Source organism: Phytopseudomonas daroniae (assembly GCF_004327275.1).
In the GTDB taxonomy this organism is placed as follows: Bacteria; Pseudomonadota; Gammaproteobacteria; order Pseudomonadales; family Pseudomonadaceae; genus Aquipseudomonas; species Aquipseudomonas daroniae.
In genome coordinates this window covers 683,589-702,167 of the sequence record NZ_QJUJ01000001.1, presented here as the reverse complement: position 1 = coordinate 702,167, position 18,579 = coordinate 683,589, and the positions used below count along the sequence as shown (strand labels likewise).

At 60.6% G+C, this 18,579-nt stretch carries 20 protein-coding genes; 6 read left to right on the top strand and 14 right to left on the bottom strand.

The window, feature by feature from the left end; all coding sequences use genetic code 11:
* The 4 genes from DNK10_RS03365 (at position 1) to DNK10_RS03350 (ending at position 3,130) form a co-directional block, all read left to right on the top strand.
* Positions 1-699 carry an MOSC domain-containing protein gene (locus DNK10_RS03365; RefSeq protein WP_131190570.1) on the top strand — a complete coding sequence of 233 codons (699 nt, stop codon included), beginning with the start codon at positions 1-3 and terminating at the stop codon, positions 697-699.
* Positions 696-929 (top strand): hypothetical protein, encoded by a 234-nt coding sequence (locus DNK10_RS03360; protein ID WP_131190569.1) that lies wholly within the window; start codon positions 696-698, stop codon positions 927-929. Before DNK10_RS03365 ends, DNK10_RS03360 begins: the two co-directional genes overlap by 4 nt.
* Positions 929-2,179, top strand: coding sequence for an aminotransferase class III-fold pyridoxal phosphate-dependent enzyme (locus DNK10_RS03355; protein WP_131190568.1), 1,251 nt, complete (start codon positions 929-931; stop codon positions 2,177-2,179). Before DNK10_RS03360 ends, DNK10_RS03355 begins: the two co-directional genes overlap by 1 nt.
* 243 nt (positions 2,180-2,422) lie before the next feature.
* Complete coding sequence (locus tag DNK10_RS03350; protein WP_131190567.1) at positions 2,423-3,130, top strand: type 1 glutamine amidotransferase; 708 nt, start codon at positions 2,423-2,425, stop codon at positions 3,128-3,130.
* Positions 3,131-3,281: 151 nt separating this feature from the next.
* Here DNK10_RS03350 and DNK10_RS03345 read toward each other — a convergent pair whose 3' ends face one another.
* The gene (locus tag DNK10_RS03345; protein ID WP_131179558.1) at positions 3,282-3,842 is read right to left on the bottom strand and encodes an NADPH-dependent FMN reductase; all 561 of its coding nucleotides are present in this window, start codon (positions 3,840-3,842) and stop codon (positions 3,282-3,284) included.
* Positions 3,843-4,052: 210 nt separating this feature from the next.
* Between DNK10_RS03345 and DNK10_RS03340 the strand changes: the two genes are divergently transcribed.
* Entirely contained in the window at positions 4,053-4,211 is a 159-nt protein-coding gene (locus DNK10_RS03340; RefSeq protein WP_131179557.1) for a YqaE/Pmp3 family membrane protein, read from the top strand.
* Positions 4,212-4,455: 244 nt separating this feature from the next.
* Here DNK10_RS03340 and DNK10_RS03335 read toward each other — a convergent pair whose 3' ends face one another.
* The 7 genes from DNK10_RS03335 to DNK10_RS03305 form a co-directional block, all read right to left on the bottom strand.
* The gene (locus DNK10_RS03335; protein WP_279635813.1) at positions 4,456-4,872 is read right to left on the bottom strand and encodes a type IV pilin protein; all 417 of its coding nucleotides are present in this window, start codon (positions 4,870-4,872) and stop codon (positions 4,456-4,458) included.
* A 4-nt stretch (positions 4,873-4,876) separates the two neighbouring features.
* A complete protein-coding gene (locus DNK10_RS03330; RefSeq protein WP_244216193.1) occupies positions 4,877-9,145 on the bottom strand; it encodes a pilus assembly protein in 4,269 nt (1,422 codons plus the stop codon).
* Between the two features lie 62 nt (positions 9,146-9,207).
* The gene (locus DNK10_RS26295; RefSeq protein ID WP_131190565.1) at positions 9,208-9,774 is read right to left on the bottom strand and encodes a pilus assembly PilX family protein; all 567 of its coding nucleotides are present in this window, start codon (positions 9,772-9,774) and stop codon (positions 9,208-9,210) included.
* Positions 9,771-10,586: a PilW family protein gene (locus DNK10_RS03320; protein ID WP_131190564.1), complete on the bottom strand. Its 816-nt coding sequence runs from the start codon at positions 10,584-10,586 to the stop codon at positions 9,771-9,773. The genes DNK10_RS26295 and DNK10_RS03320 overlap by 4 nt, the downstream gene beginning before the upstream one ends.
* Positions 10,587-10,588: 2 nt before the next feature.
* On the bottom strand, positions 10,589-11,125 hold the full coding sequence (gene pilV / locus DNK10_RS03315; protein ID WP_131190563.1) for a type IV pilus modification protein PilV: 537 nt from the start codon (positions 11,123-11,125) through the stop codon (positions 10,589-10,591).
* A gap of 2 nt (positions 11,126-11,127) precedes the next feature.
* Positions 11,128-11,580 (bottom strand): GspH/FimT family pseudopilin, encoded by a 453-nt coding sequence (locus tag DNK10_RS03310; RefSeq protein ID WP_131190562.1) that lies wholly within the window; start codon positions 11,578-11,580, stop codon positions 11,128-11,130.
* Positions 11,581-11,661: 81 nt separating this feature from the next.
* The gene (locus DNK10_RS03305) at positions 11,662-12,168 is read right to left on the bottom strand and encodes a GspH/FimT family protein (RefSeq protein WP_131190561.1); all 507 of its coding nucleotides are present in this window, start codon (positions 12,166-12,168) and stop codon (positions 11,662-11,664) included.
* A gap of 109 nt (positions 12,169-12,277) precedes the next feature.
* Between DNK10_RS03305 and thiO the strand changes: the two genes are divergently transcribed.
* Positions 12,278-13,372: a glycine oxidase ThiO gene (gene thiO, locus DNK10_RS03300; RefSeq protein ID WP_131190560.1), complete on the top strand. Its 1,095-nt coding sequence runs from the start codon at positions 12,278-12,280 to the stop codon at positions 13,370-13,372.
* A gap of 41 nt (positions 13,373-13,413) precedes the next feature.
* Here thiO and DNK10_RS03295 read toward each other — a convergent pair whose 3' ends face one another.
* From DNK10_RS03295 to DNK10_RS03270, 6 genes are all read right to left on the bottom strand, one after another.
* Positions 13,414-13,785 carry a HepT-like ribonuclease domain-containing protein gene (locus tag DNK10_RS03295; RefSeq protein ID WP_131190559.1) on the bottom strand — a complete coding sequence of 124 codons (372 nt, stop codon included), beginning with the start codon at positions 13,783-13,785 and terminating at the stop codon, positions 13,414-13,416.
* Positions 13,782-14,072, bottom strand: a complete 291-nt coding sequence (locus DNK10_RS03290; RefSeq protein ID WP_131179550.1) for a nucleotidyltransferase family protein — start codon at positions 14,070-14,072, stop codon at positions 13,782-13,784. The genes DNK10_RS03295 and DNK10_RS03290 overlap by 4 nt, the downstream gene beginning before the upstream one ends.
* Positions 14,073-14,160: 88 nt before the next feature.
* Positions 14,161-15,498: a sigma-54-dependent transcriptional regulator gene (locus DNK10_RS03285; protein ID WP_131179549.1), complete on the bottom strand. Its 1,338-nt coding sequence runs from the start codon at positions 15,496-15,498 to the stop codon at positions 14,161-14,163.
* Positions 15,499-15,505: 7 nt separating this feature from the next.
* Entirely contained in the window at positions 15,506-17,098 is a 1,593-nt protein-coding gene (locus DNK10_RS03280) for a sensor histidine kinase (RefSeq protein WP_131190558.1), read from the bottom strand.
* Positions 17,088-17,330 (bottom strand): PP0621 family protein, encoded by a 243-nt coding sequence (locus DNK10_RS03275; protein WP_131190557.1) that lies wholly within the window; start codon positions 17,328-17,330, stop codon positions 17,088-17,090. Before DNK10_RS03275 ends, DNK10_RS03280 begins: the two co-directional genes overlap by 11 nt.
* A 143-nt stretch (positions 17,331-17,473) precedes the next feature.
* Positions 17,474-18,475, bottom strand: a complete 1,002-nt coding sequence (locus DNK10_RS03270) for an outer membrane protein assembly factor BamD (RefSeq protein ID WP_131179546.1) — start codon at positions 18,473-18,475, stop codon at positions 17,474-17,476.
* Positions 18,476-18,579 lie beyond the last annotated feature (104 nt).

Sequence of the window (18,579 nt, the reverse complement as noted above, 5' to 3'; positions counted from 1 at the left end):
ATGAGCAGGCTGAGCGTGGCTGGGGTTTTCATAGGTAAAGCCGAAGATATTGGCGGCGGGCTGCGTAGCGCCATCGACAAGCGTCCGATCAGTCACCGCTTATGGTTATGGCCGCAGGGGTTGGGCAACGATGAGCAGGGCGACACGCGTTTTCATGGCGGCCCGGAGCGGGCCCTGCACCACTATCCGGCCGAGCACTACGCCCATTGGCGCGAGCGCTACCCGCAGGTCAGCTGGCAGGCGCCGGGCTTTGGGGAGAATCTCTCCACCCTGGGAATGACCGAGAGGCAGGTGTGCATCGGCGATGTGTTTCGCTGGGGCGACGCGCTGCTGCAGGTCAGCCAGCCACGCTCACCTTGTTATCGCCTGAGTCGGCGCTGGTCGTTGCAGCAGTTGCCGCATGAAGTGCAGGACAGTGGCCGCTGTGGCTGGTTCTACCGCGTGCTCAAGTCGGGTTTTGTCAGCGTGGAAAATCCTCTCGAGCTTTCCGAGCGTCCCTATCCGTCGCTGAGCGTGGCCCAGGCGGTGGCGTACTTCTTCCACACACCTCTGGAGCGTGAGGGGTTGCAGCAGTTGCAGATGTGCCCGGCACTGTCGGCACGCTGGCGTGAGCAGGTCTCACAGCGGCTGGCTTCTGGCCGCCTGGAAGACTGGTCGGCGCGCCTGCTCGGCCGGCCGTTGGAGGGCATCAGCGCATGAGTGACTACCGTATCGTGCTGTCACGCAACGGCTTGTTGCTGACCGAGATGAGCGTCAGCAGCGTCCGTTACGTCGAGGTCTGCCGCGAGTTGCGCCTGCGCTTTCCGAGCGACGAAGGATTCGAGCTGTACATCGAACGGCGCCGCGAGCTGCGCCGTATCCTCGAGCAGAGTTCCCAGGGGTTGCGCTTGCTGGGTGTCGAGTACCGCCATGAAGAGGTACCGCAGTGATGCGCGACCCACTAGCGAGCCTGCGTCTGATGAATACCGTGGTACGTCCTGAACAGATTTTCGTGCGGGGGCAGGGCTCCTGGCTGTGGGATGCCGACGGGCGCGCCTACCTGGACTTCACTCAGGGTTGGGCGGTCAACAGCCTCGGTCATAGCCCGACCGTGCTGGTGGAGGCGCTCAAGCGTCAGGCCGAACAACTGATCAATCCCGGGCCGGCGTTCTACAACCGCGGCATGCTCGAACTGGCTTCTCGCCTTTGTCAGGCCAGCGGCAGTGACCAGGCGTATTTCCTCAACAGCGGCGCGGAAGCCAACGAAGGGGCGATCAAACTGGCGCGCAAGTGGGGGCGGATTCACCGCGCTGGCGCCTCGGGCATCGTCACCGCGCGCCACGCTTTCCATGGCCGCACACTGGCGACCATGGCGGCCTCCGGCAAGCCAGCTTTCGAAGGCTTGTTCGCGCCGGTGATGCCGGGCTTCAGCAAGGTGCCGTTCAACGATCTGCAGGCGTTGGCGGCGAGCATCGATGACAACACGGCGGCGGTGATGCTCGAGCCGGTGCAAGGCGAGGCGGGCGTTGTTCCGGCTACGCTGGAGTACCTGCAGGGCGCCGAACGGCTGTGTCGTGAGCAGGGCGTGCTGCTCATCCTCGACGAGGTGCAGACCGGCATTGGCCGTTGCGGCGCATTGTTGGCGGAGGAGCTATACGGCGTGCGCGCGGATGTCATCACGCTGGGCAAGGGGCTCGGTGGTGGCGTGCCGTTGGCAGCGCTATTGGCCCGCGGTAACGCCTGTTGTTTCGAGCCGGGCGAGCAGGGCGGAACCTACCATGGCAACGCCCTGATGACGGCGGCCGGGCTGGCGGTGCTCGACACCGTGCTGGAGGCGGGGTTTCTCGAGCAGGTGCGGCAGGTAGGCGAGCATCTACGTGATGGGCTGTCGCGCCTGGCCAGGCGTCATGGCCACGGCGCGGTGCGTGGGCAGGGCTTGCTGCTGGCTTTGCCACTGGTTGACCTCGATGCCGGCGTGGTGGCTCGTGTCGCCTTCGAGGAAGGCCTGCTGATCAACGCGCCCCAGGCCGACTGCCTGCGCTTTTCTCCGGCGCTGACGGTCAGCTCCGGTAATGTCGATGAAATGCTGCGGCGCCTGACCCGGGCTTTTTCCCGCGCCAAGTGCATAGGGTTTGTTGACGTTTCAGCACAAGCCGCGTTGCCGCGAGAAATCTCGCCAGGCCGGGCGGCGATCCGCTAGGCGGAGGACGCCGGTAATGGTTGTTCCCTTGCCAAGTCCTCCAACAACGCATGGCGAGATTTCCCGCGCAACCTAGGCGGCCCCACCCGAAGGGCCGGGCCTGTTTTGCCGCGATGCGGCGTTTCTCGCTGACTCATTTAGCCAGCTAAACTTCGCAGCTCGTGCCTTGCCTCGCGGCAAAACGGGCTCCGGCGCGGTCGTGCTGAAACGTCAACAAACCCTAAACGATGGAGGTGGTCTGACATGCGTGTCGCGATCATTCAGCACGTGCCCTTCGAGGGGCCGGCGGCGATCCTGGACTGGCTGGCGGGTTATGCGGTACGGCCCGAGGTCTTCCTGCCTTATGAGGACGGTCGTCTACCTACGGTCGAGTGCTTCGACCTGTTGATCCTGCTCGGTGGGCCGATGAGCGTGCACGATGAGGTTTCGTTGCCCTGGTTGTCTGCTGAAAAGCGCCTGATCCATCAGGCGCTGATGGCCGGCAAACGCCTGCTTGGTATCTGCCTGGGTGGCCAGTTGTTGGCCGAAGCCCTGGGCGCGCCGGTTACGCGCTGCGCAGGCGCGGAGATCGGCTGGTGGCCGCTGGAAAAGCACGTCGATTCCAGCCGCTCGCCATTGGGGCGAATGCTGCCGCAGCGGCTGATGGCGTTGCATTGGCACGGTGAGCAGTTCGCCATTCCCAAAGGCGCGATTGCGCTCTATGGGTCGGCAGCCTGCGCTAATCAGGGTTTTGTCTGGCGCGAGCGCGCCGTGGCGCTGCAATGCCATCTGGAGAGTACGGCCGAAAGTGTCGAAGCCCTGCTGGCGCACTGTGCCGATGAACTGTCCCGCCCTGGTGCGGTACAGGATCGCGCCGCGCTGCGCGATGGCATTTCCCATGGGCGCTCGGCCAACAGCACGCTGTTTCGCCTGCTCGACTACCTCACGGGCGGCCATGCCCATCTCACCTGATCTACCGTCGGATAGGCTTCCTGGACGACATCTCCGGCACTATCACAATTCTTGGTGAGTGCGCCGCATGGTTGAGCAGCGCCCTGCAGCAGGACGGGAAGATATTCAGCTTCTTGGCAGGGAGCCTTGTCAGGCTCCCTGTTGGACGCACTCAGCCCTTGGCGGTCTTCTCGACCCAGGCGGCGTAGGCATCGATGAACTTCTGCAGGAACGGCTTGATGCTGTCGCCCAGCTTGCCGCTCTCATCGAAGAAGTTGCCTGCGCCACCCAGATAGGCTTCCGGTTGTTGCAGCAGTGGCATGTCGAGAAATACCAGCGCCTGGCGCAATTGGTGGTTGGCACCGAAGCCACCGACGGCACCCGGTGAGGCACTGAGCACGCCGGCCGGCTTGCCGCTGAATACGCTCTGCCCGTAAGGGCGCGAGCCCACGTCCACGGCATTCTTCAAGGGCGCGGGGATCGAGCGGTTGTATTCCGGGGTGACGAACAGCACGGCGTCCGCTGCCTTCACTTGAGCGCGGAAACTGGTGTAGGCCGCCGGTGCAGGATCGACGTCGATGTCTTCGTTGTACAGCGGCAATTCGCCAATTTCGACGATTTTCAGACTAAGGTTCTGCGGAGCCAGATCGGCCAGCGCCAAGGCGAGTTTACGGTTGATCGACGCCTTGCGCAGGCTGCCAACCAGTACGGCCACGTTATAGGTCTTGCTCATAGGAATTCCCTTGCGGAGGAGTGGAGCGGTTATAGACAGGCCAGAACACTATAGACGCCTCCGATCATCGTGTGAAAGCCCGCCGAAGACGCGTCGCAGGGGCCATGCGCGGCATCGCAGGCGGCCCGATTTTCCTTGAACCGGATGCCAATGGCGGAAGTCGATTGTCAGGTATCGCCCAGCCGGGCCAACCTCAATAGGACATACATCATGGATCTGATCCGCATTCTGATCGCCATTATCCTCCCTCCGCTCGGTGTATTCCTGCAGGTCGGCTTTGCCGGTGCCTTCTGGCTGAACATCCTGCTGACACTGTGCGGGTATATCCCCGGCATCATTCATGCGGTGTACATCATCGCCAAGCGCTGAAGTCCCAGCTGCTGCAGAAATCGGCGCCCGGTAGGGCGCTCTCACTCAAGGGCGAATATTTCCCGCTCCCCCGACAAGGGAAGCACTGGTTGGAGGGAGGGTTTTGCGGGTGACTGCGAGTCTGAAGGGGGCCGAGGCAAAGCGACGGCCTGACGAGCCACTGCGGAGTGTCAGGCCCGGCGCTGAGCCTTGAGCAAGCGCTCACGGCAGGCGCCGAGCCTTTTTAGTTGGCGTTGGAATTGGTTTATTTCCAGCAGTCCTTCCAGTCCTTGCTGCCGGTAACATCTTTTACGCCTGTTGCGGTCAGAGTCAGGCTGCCGCAGGCAGTGTCGTTGAACTTCTGTTCTGCGGTGAGGGTGTAGCCGCCGTCACCAGCGACTTCGTCGATAGACAGCTCATATTTTCCTGTTTCCGATGTGCTGCCATTCTTCAGGTTGAGCTTGTCCACGTCATCGGTGTACTCGTTGTTCTGCGCATAGTAACGCTCCTGTCGGGCGGCGACCTCGTTGAGGAACGCCTGGCCTTCGGTGCGGTTGCCGCGCTTGACGAATTCCTGATAACTCGGATAAGCGATCGCCGCGAGTATGCCGATGATCACCACGGTGATCATCACTTCGATCAGGGTAAAGCCGTTCTGGCGAGGGTAGTGGCTGTTGAGCACTGGATCATTCCTCTGTAGGTAATTGTCGCCAGGTTTGGCGGCCTTCCGTCAGGCCGGCGTTCACGGCGTAATCCTCGACGCCACTGGAGCTGTCGCCTGCGTTCACATAGATGCTGCCGCTGGAAATGCTGAAGTCGCCGCCGTCGAAGACAAAACCGGAAATGTTCGGGTCATATTCTCCGTCACCATCCAGGTCGAAGGTTGAATAAAGGGTGGCGCCGCCTGTCGTCGAATTGATTCCGTAGGCGCTACCGGTCAGCCCTGACTCGCAAGGGTCTTCGCTTGGGGTGATGGTGGTCAGCAGTTGGGTATTGCCGAGCATGCGCATGTTGTAGATCAGGCGCTCGCCGTCCTCGGGGAAGTCGATATACCAGCCCCATTGGTCAACATTGTTATCGGCCATGCCCTGGCCATCGTACCAGTCAATGGTGTTTTGGCTGAGACTGTATGCCTTCCTGCCATTGAAGGTCGTTGCGGTGAACTCCTGTTCTTGCAGGTCACTACGGCTTTTACCATCGCTCAGCGAACTGCTGGTTGCCTGTCCGGCGGTTTTACGATCCCAGATGCCATATATGCTTTGCTGATCGGTATTGTTCTTGTCGAGGATGGTCAGATAGCGTCCGGTGCCGAAGGTCACGATATAACCCAGACCGCTCGGGTGCCTGGTCAGCAGTGGTGCCGCGGTGACCGGCTGGCGCTTGCCATTTGCATCTCGGGCCACGTAGAGCGGCTTTCCGCCGAAGGAGACCTCGAGGTCATCTTTAGTGGCATCGGCGGTGAATGGGCTATCCACGCCGGTCTTGAGCAGGTCGAAGCGCCACAGGTTGCCGAGCAGGTCGCCGGCATAGGCGTAATCGACGATGCCGTCGTTGTTGATGTCGAAGCCCATCACGCGCGACAAGCCATTGGCCAGGCTGTCTATTCTTTCGTTTTCTTCCAGCTCCGGGGTGGCGGTCAGCTTCTGGATGACTTCGCCGGTCTCGATGTTGAGCACGAACAGTACGGCAGCATTGCTGCCACTGTCGTAACCGTTGGGAACCAGTGCGGCCCATTCGCCGGTGTGAAGACGAAAGAGGCCCGGGGTGGGTATGCTGTAGCCCATGTCCGAGTCATCCTCGTGACTGAATTCCCAGAGCAGTTCGGGGTTGTTCGGGTCGGTGACATCCAGAGCGAAAACGGAGCGGCCGCCAGCCCCCAGGCTGCCGAGCAGCACCTTGTGCCAGCTCCCATTCTCGAAGTACACGTCGCGCGCTACAGGAGAACCATCGACGAAGTACTGGTGCGGGGTGCCGCCTTCCTCGCCGTAGTCATCGGCGGTGAGGATCGGCAGGTTCTTGATTACCGCGCTAGGAATGAAGGCAAAGCGCTCCGTGCCGGTTACGGCGTCGAAGGCATGCAGCATGCCGTCATTGGCACCGACGTAGATCGTGGAGTGTTCTGCCTGCTCCGCCCTGAACGTGGCGTAGTTGTTGCTGCCTTCCAGAGCGTTGGCATTGCTGGTGGAATAGTTGGCGCCAGCGACCAGCAGTGGGGAGGAGTTGACGATATCGCCTAGCTTGCTGCCACGGATCTGGCCCACGCGTGATTCGCCGAGGGTATCGGTCGTGCCATTCGGGGCGGTGTTGAGCAGCGCTTGCTGAGCTTCGCTCAGATTGCTCCAGTTGAACGACGCCAACGTGCCATTCCGGGCGAATATGATATTCCGGCCGGCACCGGTCAGCGTTGTGTCGGTAGTCCATTCCCCATTGCCCTGTCCCGGGGTATTGGTGTTGATCTTGCTCAGCGTGCCGCTCCAGGGATCAACATCGAAGCTGGTGGTATAGGCAAAGGTGCCATCAGCTGTACTGCTGCCTTCCGTGCTGATCGTGGGTGAGGTGACGCTGCTGTTGCGCTTCACGATGTCATTGAAGGCACTGGTCAACTGATCCTTCAGGGTCAGGGCATTGGTCACCAGGAAGTAGTTGTCGGGATCGCCGCTCACATCGGAGGGAGTGCGTGCCGGCATACCGTATTTGGCCGCATACCACAGCGGATTGTTGAGCAGGGTGGCGCCTGGAGTGTTGGAGGGGGTAAAAGCGCGGCTGGCATCGGGCGGTAGACCGTTACACTCTGCGCTACCGGTGCGATTCGCCTCAATGGCGCACCAGCCTGGGTCGCGGCCTGGCGGCGTGTTGAGCTTGTAACGCACCTGGGCGGCGCAGTTATTTGCCTTGTTGTTGGTACCGTCGTTGGCGCGATTGTCTTTCAGGTCGCATATCTCCAGATAGACGCCGTCCTTGGTCGTTCCGGAAATCGCATAGCCCATATACTGATGAATACCGCCCGCGGCGTATTCCGACTTCAGTGTTATATCGAGTTGCCCTGAGCTATTGACGGCCAGGGTATAGAGGGCAATGGCATCCATATCATGGTCGGCACCCTGCTCCACATCTTCGTAGTTGATGCGGAATTGGGCGTATGGGCGTCCGCCATTGACGGTGGCGTCCTGGTCACTGCCTTGGGGGTCGGTATTGGCTATCTGCGCAACGTAATAGTCGACGATCTGGTTGGTAGGTTGGAAGTTGCTGGTGTTGCTGATCCCGCTGCCTCCCACCGATTTGGCAAAAGGCACCACGGTCACCGTGTTGCCGCCTACCGGGAACTCGATCTTCGGCAGGGGGGACGCCAGAGCGACCGAGTAGGTCATCATCTCCTTGTCGCCGCCGATTTTGTTGTTGGCGCCGAAGCGCGCCACCCCTGCGGAGTAATAGGTGCCCTGCTTGCTGGGTTCTTCGGGCGCCAGGCCGCGAACGGTGGACAGATTGGAGACCGTTTTGGCCGTTGGTGCGCTGTCCGCCACATTATTGGACTCGCCGATGAAGACGTTGCGGCTGCCACCGCCTTCGCTAGTCCAAATGGCATCGACTTCGGTGGAGACGTTGAGCCCTGCGATGGAGGGCGTGTCCTGGGCGCTGAGGTTGCTCCAGTGGCTGCCGGGAAGTTTGAAGTCGTAGGATGGGTTGATGTCACTGACCACGGTCATGACCGGAATGGCGCAGGCAGGGTAGTCGCCACCGCCTTGAGCTGCGCTTTTGTACGGGGCGACCCAGTTGGGCCGGGGCAGGGCAAGCGTTGTGCTGTCCTTGGCATTGGCACCGATGTCATAAGTGCCATGCGGGCCATTGGCACCGGCGAAGTAGCGCATGGTTTCGTACATCATTTCGCCAATGGGGTTGCCCCACATCGAACACTGGCCATCACTGATCGGGCCGTCGGTAATCCAGCCGCAATTGACGTTGTACTGTCTGTTTGTATCGAACTCAATGGTCTTGAGATTGTTGATGGTGGCGACTATGCCATCGGTTTTTATGAATCGACCGTTCCCGTCGATTTCCTGCGAAAAGCTGGCCATATTGCTGCGCAGGGTGCCGCCAGCGGTATTCTTGGCGTAGGAGCCGGTGAGCAGGCCGAAGTACATGCGATCGGCTTCGCCGAAGTCATGCAGGATACCGGTCGGCTTGCTTTTTCCATTCGAGTAGGTCTTGCAATTGTCTTCGAGCTTACCGTCGACGCAGGCAGCAACCCTTACACGTAGGTCGGTGATGGTTCCGCATGATCTCCGGGAGTTATCGCTACCGCGAACACAATCCGATCCTGCGACCGGCTGTTCAATCGATACCCATTCCCAGATACGGAAGGTGCTGTTTTGGATATAGCGCAGCAGGGGATGCTCATTGTTGTCAGCGCGTAGGGTCGTATTGGCGAAGAGATGGCGTGTTGTGCCAGTGGGTTGTGCCAAAGGGGTGTAGTCACTGATTCGGTAACCGTCATGAGCTTCGGAGCGGTATTCCTTCCCCCAGCTATGGGCATCTTGCGGAATGTATGCGCGCTCGAGTACGGTTTCCGTGGTGCTGTCAGTGGAACGATAACCGCCGTAGAGCACTTTGCGCAGAGCGTCCATCCGTGAAGTAGTCAGATAGTTAAGGTAATCGCCGCTCCACTGCCCGGAACATTTCTTATTGCTGGCCGGTTCGGCAGGATTGAATCTGTTGCTGCTGTATGTATAGCAGCGGTTCGAGTCGAAGTAGCCGTAGTAGTCGATGGTTGGCTTGTAGCCGACGTCGATTACACCATCGCCATCCAGGTCGGAGGCGTCGTTGTAGGCTTCGTAGTAAAGCTTGTGATCGCGGCCCATGACCAGCATGTTCAGAGGGGGAACCGACTCGCTGACGAACAGCGGGGTTTGCGAAATTGAGTTGCTATCGGCCCAGGTCACGGGAAGGCCGATGGTCATGCCGAACAGGGAGCAGAAGGCGAAGGACGTTATCCGCTGGAACATGAAAGTCTCCTGGCGTCTCATTTCTTGATGAGCAAAGTGGTCGAAGTCAGGCAGAGGGTGCCGGAGGTGCAGGTGTCGCCCTTGTCGCTTTCCTTGTAGGCCTGGGCGTTGACTTCGTAGAAGAAGCTGCTTCCCGATTCTGCGGTATCTATGCCGGCCAGTGCACCGCCGGCGTTGCCGGCGTCATTGGTGCCGCCGCCCCCGGCATTAAAGGGGCCGCCAATGAAGCGGATGTACCAGCGGGCATCGCGCTCCAGTGCGGTTCCCCCATCGAGGCCTTTGTAGGTTGGCTTATCGGCAAAGTTGTAGATGTAGTCCTCGGCTTTGCCGTAGTAACAGGGAATGACGTTGCCTTCAGAGCAGTCTTCGATAGTTGCCGCCCCGGCGATACGCCTTTCCGCTTCGCGCTGGGAGGATTCTGCGGCGTTGCGCAGCTTTTTCTGTTCGATCAGGTTGCCGGTGATACGGCTTTCCAGTACGACCTCGCGCATGCTGCCGATGCCCAGCAGGGTGATAATCAGCAGCATGACCAGGGCGATGACCAGTACGGCGCCACGTTGGCGGTGATGGGGGAAGACAGTCATGGCATCAGGTTCCTCAGGGTCGAACTGCCGCTTACCATTTGGTAGAGCCGGCCGGCTTCACAGTCGAGCGGTTGGCCGGTGAGGTTTTCCCAGTCGCCGATTTCGTCATCGTTGTTCGGGTTGCTGCAGACCTTGCTGTCGACACCCTGGGTCAGGTTGCTTGGCGTGGCGGCCAGCAGCACGGAGTAGCGCAGGGCGCGGATAATGTCGCCGGCATCGGGGTTGGCGGTGTAGGAGTCGACTCTCAACGCATAGAGGTCATCGTTGATGCCGTAGTCGAAGTACAGATCCTCGATGTTGCTGACCAGCTCTTGGTTATTGCATTTGAGCGCGCCATCTTCCAGAACGATTTTCTCGACCATGATGTCGTCGCTGTTGAAGTGAGACAGAGTGGTGTCGCTGTCATAAGGTGTGCTGAGGTCGCTGGTGCCGCTGTAGGTATTGCCCAGGCAGTTGGTTTCGTTTTCATCTCTGGGTTGGTAGCGCAGACATAGGGTGGCGTCATCCACGCGAACGACTGCCTGCCCGGCGGTGAAGGCGCAGCCGTCAACGGTTCGGGCGGGAAAGGCTATATCCATGCCGAGGCTGGGGTTGCGCCGGTAGCCAGCCTTGCTCAGGCGCTCGCCGATCAGCATCAGGGCGAAGCGGCCGTTTTCCAGGTTCTCGCCCTGACCTTGCTGGTAGAGGTAGTTGCGCTTGTTGTCGAGGTAGATCTGGGTGATGCCCAGGATCAGGAAGCTGCTGATGGCCATGGCGACCATCAGCTCGACCAGGGACAGGCCGCGCTGGTTTCGGGAAGGTGTCGGGAACATGCTCAGAACTCCGCGCGCACGGCATAGGTACAGTATTCGTTGGTGTCGACCTCTTTGGTCAGACATTCTCCGCCCTTGACGGCCCAGGCGAGCTGGATCTCTATGGTGGAACCGTCTCCTGTGCAGGAGCCGGATGTCTTGGTGCGACAGATGTGGAATGCACTGCTCATAAGATCTTCCGCGCCCGGCAAGCTCGTTTTGACTTTTTCCGCCCAGCAGCCAAGCCGTTGTTGAGCGGTGGCGTTGGCGAGAGAGGTGCAGTCGTCCGCCGGGTCGGGGAAGTCGGCATCCTTGGCCTTGTAGTAGTCGGACGAGTCGCGTGGCAGGCCGTTGGCGATGACCTTGTCGAGGTCGGCACGCATCATTTCCTGCAGGTCGTCGGCGAGCATGGCAGCAGCGTTGCGCTGAGCCGAGTCCTGAGTGTAAGTGATGGTGCGCCCTTGCAGGGCGACAAGGCCCAATACGCCTATGCTGATCAGCAGAATGGTGACGAGGACTTCGATCATGCTGAAGCCGCGAATGTCGTGCGCTCTGTTCATGTTCAGTCCTGAACTTTCCTGATGAACCCAGCCGCCTGAGTCGAGACGGTGAAGGAGAGGCTTTCGTCGTTGTTTTTGAAGGTGGTGCTGGATGCCTCGGCCGTGCCGTTCGGCTTGAAGACGATGCTGGTTCCGCTGGGGGTGACGGTCACGCTGGGGGGGATTTCCACGCTGCGGTCGCCGCTGCTCCAGGCTGTGCCGCTCTGGGTCACGGTGATGCTGGTGCGCTTGGTGACGGAGTCGCTGCGAGCGGAGATCAGCAGTGCATGAAACTCGTTGGCTGTGGCTGTGACACGATTGTTTTCGATCAAGCGGCCGAACGACGGTACCGCGATGGATATGAATATGGCCAATACGGTGAGCGTGACCATCAGCTCGATCAGGGTAAAACCGCCTGCCCCTCTTTTTTGAGGAGCATGCGCAACAAGGTACTTGCTGTCCTTGGCATAAGGCATATCGATTGGCTCTGGATACTGTGGACAGCGGCATACTGCCTAGCCGACCTGCGCTTGTCTGCGGGAAGGGGGATGAGTGGTTCAAGTACCGGTATGGTTGGTCGGGCAACAGCCTTGGTGCGTTTCGGCGCTGGAGTCTCGCACTCGTCCCTGGCGATTGATCGTCAGTGCCCAGATCGTTTTTCCGTCTCGACATAGGCTGAAGCGGCCGTTGCTGACAGGGGTAGTACCGTTGGGATGGAAGCGGATGTTTCTGGTGAAACCACGCCAGCACAGGCCATTATCCGCAGGCAGTTGTTGCAGTTGATGAACATGGGGTGGGGTGGTGATCAGCCAGTGGCTCGCCCAGTCGCCATTGCAGGTGGTGCCATCGCTGGAGCCGCATAACCAATATTGGCGGTTGGTCATGACGGCTTGTGCCCGGGTATGCTGGAGCTGGCTGCGGAGCAGGTTGCGCAAGGCTTCGTCCCTGTTGTCTTGCAGGAGCTTGCCGAAGGTGGGGACTGCGAAAGTGAGGAGGATGCCGAGTAGAGACAGGACGACAAGCAACTCCACAAGGCTGAATGCCTTCTGTTGATTTCCATTCATGATGCAAATCCCTATGCGCGTATGATTGGCGGCCTTCCTGGCCTGCCTTTTCTGTTTAGACCCTGAGGTGTCGCTGTCAAGGCTTGCCGTTCACGCGATGGGGTGAGTTGTGCGTTCGGATGTGATCGTTATCGGCGGTGGGGTCATTGGGTTGTTGTCGGCGTATCAACTGGCGACGGCGGGCAAGCGCGTCACGCTAGTGGATCGTGGATCTGTCGGTGGCGAGGCTTCCTGGGCAGGGGGCGGGATCGTCTCGCCGCTGTATCCCTGGCGCTATAGCCAGGCAGTGACGGCGCTGGCCCATTGGTCTCAGGATTATTACCCGGGCCTCGGTCAGCAACTGCTGGCGTGTACCGGTCTGGATCCGGAGGTGCATGTCACCGGCTTGTACTGGCTGGATCTGGACGATCAGGCTGAGGCGCTGGCCTGGGCGCAGCGCGAAGGGCGGCCGCTGCATGAGGTGTCCGCTGAATCGGCTTACGCCGCGGTACCGCCGCTGGGCGCAGGGTTCCAACGGGCGATTCATATGTCTGGTGTGGCCAACGTGCGCAATCCGCGGCTGGTGAAATCGCTGCGGGCGGCGCTGCAGGGCATGCCTGCGGTCACTCTGCGCGAGCACGACCCCGTCGAGGGATTCGTCCGCGAGGGTGCTCGAATCGTCGGGGTGCGCACTGCCGATGGCGAGCTGTTGGCGGATCAGGTGGTGGTGGCGGCTGGAGCCTGGAGTGGCGAGGTGCTGCAGAGCCTGGGGCTGGCGCTTCCGGTGGAGCCGGTCAAGGGGCAGATGATCCTGTTCAAATGTGCCGAGGACTTCTTGCCAAGCATGGTGCTGGCCCGCGGGCGCTATGCGATCCCTCGTCGCGACGGCCATATCCTGGTAGGCAGCACCCTGGAGCATGCCGGGTTCGACAAGACGCCTACCGAGGATGCTCTGGCCAGCCTGCGCGCCTCGGCCGAAGCCTTGCTGCCGGCGCTGAAGGATGCCGAGGTCGTGGGGCATTGGGCGGGGTTGCGACCCGGGTCGCCTGAGGGGATTCCCTTCATTGGCGAGGTGCCCGGCCATGAGGGGCTGTGGCTGAACTGCGGGCATTACCGCAATGGCCTGGTATTGGCGCCGGCGTCGTGCCGGTTACTGGCTGACCTGATGCTGGGGCGTGAGCCGATTATCGATCCGGCGCCTTATGCACCGATATTACGTTTATAAGCGTTGGCGGAGGTCAGTGATGCAGTAGGCGGGATTTCACCCTACTGGCTGGCGGTATCTGAATCATCTCTACTATCGACAGTGAGCAACTGCTCGAGCAATTCCGGTAGCGCCGTTTGTACCGTTTCCCAAACGATGTCGAGATTAATATCAAAGTAGCCATGGGCAATGCGGTTGCGCATACCGCGCATGTTTCGCCATGGAATTTGGGGGTTCTCGTTCACGAACTGGATATGCCCATCCATTAACTTGGTTACAGCTTCACCGATAATAATGAGATTCATGATGACGGCTTGCTGCGTGCGTTTATCGGTATCGAAATCGTCTTTATCCAAACCCTCGACGAAGCTGCATGCATCCCTTGCGGCTTGTCTCATGTGGCTGAGATAGTCGTCCAGACGATACTTTTTCAAACCGATCGTGCCTCTGACAGCACTTGTTCGCGGAAGCTGGCGGGCAAGTCGCCGGGAGTGAGCAGATCTACCTGAACGCCGAGAATCTCTTCCAGCTCAGCCTGCAAACCACCGAGGTCGAATAGGGTTGCTCCAGGGAGGGCGTCCACTAGCAGGTCGAGATCACTGCCCTCTTGGTCAGTACCATGCAGTACTGAGCCGAATACACGTGGGTTGGCTGCGCGAAAGCGGCTGGTCGCTTCGCGGATGGCGGCTCGTTTTAGATCAAGTGCTAGCGACGGTTTCACGCTATTTCTCGATGAACTCAAGTGAGGGAATCCTAGCACAGGATCATTCGTGTAACGGCTAACGGGCAGCAGCCATTTTCACCGATGATCAGTCGATCCCCAGTTTCTTCAGCCTGTAGCGCATCGAACGGAAGCTCAGGCCCAGGCGCTGGGCTGCGGCGGTGCGGTTCCAGCGGGTTTCTTCGAGAGCCTGCATGATCAGTTTACGCTCGACGTCTTCCAGGTAGTCCTCGATGTTGTCGATCTGCGCCAGGCTGGCATCACCATTTTCACCAGCGGGTGACGCATCGACCAGGCGCAGGTCGTTGGCGCAGATCACGTCGCCTTCACACAGGGTGTAGGCGCGCTCCAGCATGTTCTCCAGTTCGCGTACGTTGCCGGGAAAGCGGTAGCTCTTGAGCTTGTCCAGGGCCGGCCCATCGAGTTTCACGGGCGGCAGGCCGATGCCTTCGTTCAGGCGCTTGAGCATTACGTCGGCCAGCAGCGGGATGTCTTCGCGGCGTTCGCGTAGTGGAGGCACGCGGAGTTCGATGACGTTGAGACGGTAGTACAGATCCTGACGGAAGCGCCCTGCGGCCACTTCGGCGGCCAGATCTTTGTGGGTAGCGCAGAGGATGCGGGTATCCACCACGACCTCTTGCTGGCCGCCGACGCTGCGAATGGCTTTCTCCTGGATCGCCCGCAGCAGTTTGACCTGCATGGTCAGCGGCAGGTCGGCTACTTCGTCGAGGAACAGGCTGCCGCCGTGGGCGGCCTGGAACAGGCCCTGCTTGTCTTCGATGGCGCCGGTGAAGCTGCCTTTCTTGTGACCGAAAAACTCGCTTTCCATCAGTTCCGACGGAATTGCGCCGCAGTTGACCGGCACGAAGGCGCGCTCTCGGCGCGGCCCCTGCTCGTGAATCAGTCGGGCGACCAGCTCCTTGCCGCTACCGGATTCGCCACTGATATATACCGGTGCCTGGCTGCGCGCCAGTTTCTGGATCTGCGCTCGCAGGGCGCGCATGGGGGGCGATTCGCCGAGCAGACGGCTGGCGCCTGGTGCTTCTTCATCCTGATCGGCCCCCAGGCGCAGGGCGGTGGCGACCAGCTCGCGCAGGCGACCGAGATCGACCGGTTTGGTAAGAAAGTCGAAGGCGCCGGCCTTGAGCGCGTTGATCGCGGTATCCAGGCTGCCAAAGGCGGTAATCATCGCCACGGGCGTTTGCGGATAGCGCTGCTGGATGTGCTGCACGATATCCAGGCCGGTGCCGTCGGGCAGGCGCATGTCGGTCAGGCACAGGTCGAATGGCTCCTTGGCCAGCCAGTCGCGCGCTTCCTTGACGTTGCGCGCGCTGCGCGTGTCGAGTTTCATGCGCCCGAGGGTAATCTCCAGCAGCTCGCGGATATCGGGTTCGTCGTCGACAATCAGGGCTCTCTGGTGGTTCATCGGTCGTTCAGCTCATTTTTCGCGGATGAGCGAAGGTAATACGGAAACATGCACCGCCGCCTTCGCGTGGTTTGTAGTGAAGATGAGCCTGATTGCTTTCACAGAGCTCGCGGGAAATATACAGGCCCAGGCCGGTGCCTTTGTTTTCCGTGGTGTAGAAAGGTTCGAAGATGTGATGCAGTTGTTCTGTCGTGATGCCCGGGCCGTCATCGAGCACCTCGAGCACCGGCAGATCACTGTGCGAATCGCGAAACAGTTTCAGCCACACCTGACCCCGGGGATTGAGCTGGGCACTGTAACGCAGGCCGTTCTGTACCAGGTTGGTGATCACCTGGGTCAGCTGGTTCGGATCCATGCGGGTCTGGATGTTGCTGCCCTCGATACTCAGGTGCAGGATTCTCGAGGCCGTGGCGGTGCTGCGAAATTCGGCAGCGTAGCGATGCAGCCAATACCTGAGATCCAGCAGTTGCGGCTCTGCCTGACGTCGCCTCGACAGTTGCAGGACGTTCTCGATGATCAGGTTCATGCGCCGGGAGTGATCCTGGATGATCTGCGCCAGGCGCTGATCTGGCCCGTGCAGGTCTTCGGACTCCTGCAGCAATTGTGCAGCATGGCTGATGGCGCCCAGCGGGTTGCGAATCTCGTGGGCGATGCCTGCGGTCAGCCGGCCCAGGGCGACCAGTTTGAGCTGCTGGGCCTGTTGGGCGATCTGCGAGATATCGTCGAGCAGGATCAGCGTGTGGCGCTGGCCGCCTCGCTGCAAGGAGATGAAGCTGGGCTGCAGGGTCGGGCCGTCGGCGCGGGCCTGCAAGTTGGTCGGACGCAGGCTGGTGTTTTCCAGCCAGTACTGCAGGCGTTTGACCAGTTCGGTGCAGTGCGGGTCGAGGATCTTGCCGGCCAGGTTCTCTCGGCCGAGCAAGCTCAAGGCGGACTGATTGGCCAGCAGCACGCGATGCTGTTCGTCCACCACCAGGATGCCGGTGCGCATGCGCTGCAGAATCAGGTTGTTCAAGGCTTCGAGGTCGGCGACATCGGCGGCCCGCTGCTCGGCGAGGATTTCACTGGCTTGCAGGCGCCGCGTCAGGCCCTGCACGAACAGCGCTGCAGTGAAGCAAAGAGCGCCCAGTGCGCCGGCCTGCACATACTGGCTGCTGGCCTGGGGGTGACTGAGGCTGAGGTAGAACGTCAGGTAGATCAGGCCGATCGTCGCACTCGCTGCGATCAGCACGCCGACCCTGCCGCGCAGCAGGATATTGGCGATCGCCACCGCAACGATCAGCAGGTTGCCGATACCGCTGGGTGTGCCGCCGCCGGCATAGAACAGAGTCGACAGCAGGATCACGTCGACCAGGGCCACGCCGAACACCTGAACCAGGCTGCGCGGGTTTTGAATGATCAGCGCGACGAAGATATTGAGGATCAGATACAGCCAACTGGTGCTGCGGAACAGCGGCACGTGTGCCAGTTCGAGCAGTTCACCATCCAGGTCGGCGGAGATCAGCAGAACCAGCAGGACACCGATGAGCAATCGGTAAAGGTGGTACAGCCTGAAAATACGGCGACCCTGCTGGCCGCTTAGAGCGAGACCTTCAGCGATCACCGGGCTTGGGGCCTTGTTCGAGATGGGCCTGGCTGCAATACCAGCGCTGTGCCAGTTGCACGGCGTGCTCTTGTGGCGTGTGCACGCCGCAATGGGCACAGCGCACCATCGGTGTTGGGGTTTCCGCTGGCGGCGGCGCCTGGCGTCGACGCGCCGCACCGAAGTAGCGGCGCCAAACCCAGATGGCTGCAAAAATGATGGCAATCCAGAACAGCAGGCGGAACAGGCCCATGGCGCTCTCTTCACATAGATGAATGCACCAGTTTAGCTAAGGAAGGGGTGGGCGGACAGCCGCTTGGTCAGCGTTTTTGCAGTGCAGAAACGCAAGATGCCAGTCGGTTGACTGGCATCTTGGTTAACGCGGTGCTGCCAGGATCAGTCGAACAGGCCGAAGGTCATGTAACTGAACCAGGAGCGCTTGCTGCCTTGCGGCTCTTCGCTTTGCTCACTCTGGTTTTCCGGTTTCAGTTCAGCCGGGATCTGATCCGAGGCTTCTTCGTACTGACGAATCACGTCCTGGCTCGCCTGGGTCTGGCTTGGCGGTGGCGGTACGTCGCTTTCGATCAGACCCAGCGTGGCCCTGGCCAGCCACGAACGATTATCGGCGTCTTCCTCGCGAGGCACGAATTCGCCGTTGACCAGGTTCGGGTGATCCGGATAGTTGAGCTTGAGCGTTTCCAGGCTGGTGGCTGCCAGGTCGTCCAGGGTCAGGCGCTGATAAGCCTCGACCATCACGGCCAGGCCATCGCCGACGGATGGCGTTTCCTGGAAGTTTTCCACCACGTAGCGGCCACGGTTGGCGGCGGCGACATAGGCCTGACGGGTCAGGTAGTAGTGGGCAACGTGGATTTCGTAGGAGGCCAGCAGGTTGCGCAGGTAGATCATGCGCTGCTTGGCATCCGGCGCGTAGCGGCTGTTCGGGTAGCGGCTGGTGAGCTGGGCGAACTCGTTGTAGGAGTCGCGGGCCGCGCCCGGGTCACGCTTGGTCATGTCCAGCGGCAGGAAGCGCGCAACGATGCCGCGATCCTGATCGAACGACGCCAGGCCCTTCAGGTAATAGGCGTAGTCGACGTTCGGGTGCTGCGGGTGCAGGCGGATGAAACGCTCGGCGGAGGAGCGCGCAGCTTCCGGCTCGGCGTTCTTGTAGTTGGCGTAGATCAGCTCGAGCTGCGACTGTTCGGCATAGCGGCCGAACGGATAGCGGGACTCCAGGGCCTTGAGCTTGGTGACGGCGCTGGTGTAGCTGCCGTTGTCCAGATCTGTCTGAGCCTGCTGGTAGAGTTCGGCCTCGCTGAGGTTTTCATCCAGGACTTCCTTGGACGAACAGGCGGCGGTGAGTGCGAGGATGGCGATCAGCAGCAGGTGTTTCACTTGCATGGCGGCTTGCGTCCCTGGGACGGCGGCTGTCTTGGGCAGGGCCGTCCTGTTATGATGAGCGCCCCCGGTACCCCTGGGGCAAAGACGCCGTATTTAACCACAAG

Coding starts and splice junctions, on each gene's coding strand:
- DNK10_RS03305 (WP_131190561.1), bottom strand. CDS start 12,168: ATGAATGGAAATCAACAGAAGGCATTCAGCCTTGTGGAGTTGCTTGTC.
- DNK10_RS03330 (WP_244216193.1), bottom strand. CDS start 9,145: ATGACCATCGGCCTTCCCGTGACCTGGGCCGATAGCAACTCAATTTCG.
- DNK10_RS03320 (WP_131190564.1), bottom strand. CDS start 10,586: ATGTTCCCGACACCTTCCCGAAACCAGCGCGGCCTGTCCCTGGTCGAG.
- DNK10_RS03360 (WP_131190569.1), top strand. CDS start 696: ATGAGTGACTACCGTATCGTGCTGTCACGCAACGGCTTGTTGCTGACC.
- DNK10_RS03355 (WP_131190568.1), top strand. CDS start 929: ATGCGCGACCCACTAGCGAGCCTGCGTCTGATGAATACCGTGGTACGT.
- DNK10_RS03340 (WP_131179557.1), top strand. CDS start 4,053: ATGGATCTGATCCGCATTCTGATCGCCATTATCCTCCCTCCGCTCGGT.
- DNK10_RS03285 (WP_131179549.1), bottom strand. CDS start 15,498: ATGAACCACCAGAGAGCCCTGATTGTCGACGACGAACCCGATATCCGC.
- DNK10_RS03345 (WP_131179558.1), bottom strand. CDS start 3,842: ATGAGCAAGACCTATAACGTGGCCGTACTGGTTGGCAGCCTGCGCAAG.
- DNK10_RS03270 (WP_131179546.1), bottom strand. CDS start 18,475: ATGCAAGTGAAACACCTGCTGCTGATCGCCATCCTCGCACTCACCGCC.
- DNK10_RS03350 (WP_131190567.1), top strand. CDS start 2,423: ATGCGTGTCGCGATCATTCAGCACGTGCCCTTCGAGGGGCCGGCGGCG.
- DNK10_RS26295 (WP_131190565.1), bottom strand. CDS start 9,774: ATGACTGTCTTCCCCCATCACCGCCAACGTGGCGCCGTACTGGTCATC.
- DNK10_RS03275 (WP_131190557.1), bottom strand. CDS start 17,330: ATGGGCCTGTTCCGCCTGCTGTTCTGGATTGCCATCATTTTTGCAGCC.
- DNK10_RS03365 (WP_131190570.1), top strand. CDS start 1: ATGAGCAGGCTGAGCGTGGCTGGGGTTTTCATAGGTAAAGCCGAAGAT.
- DNK10_RS03310 (WP_131190562.1), bottom strand. CDS start 11,580: ATGCCTTATGCCAAGGACAGCAAGTACCTTGTTGCGCATGCTCCTCAA.
- pilV (WP_131190563.1), bottom strand. CDS start 11,125: ATGAACAGAGCGCACGACATTCGCGGCTTCAGCATGATCGAAGTCCTC.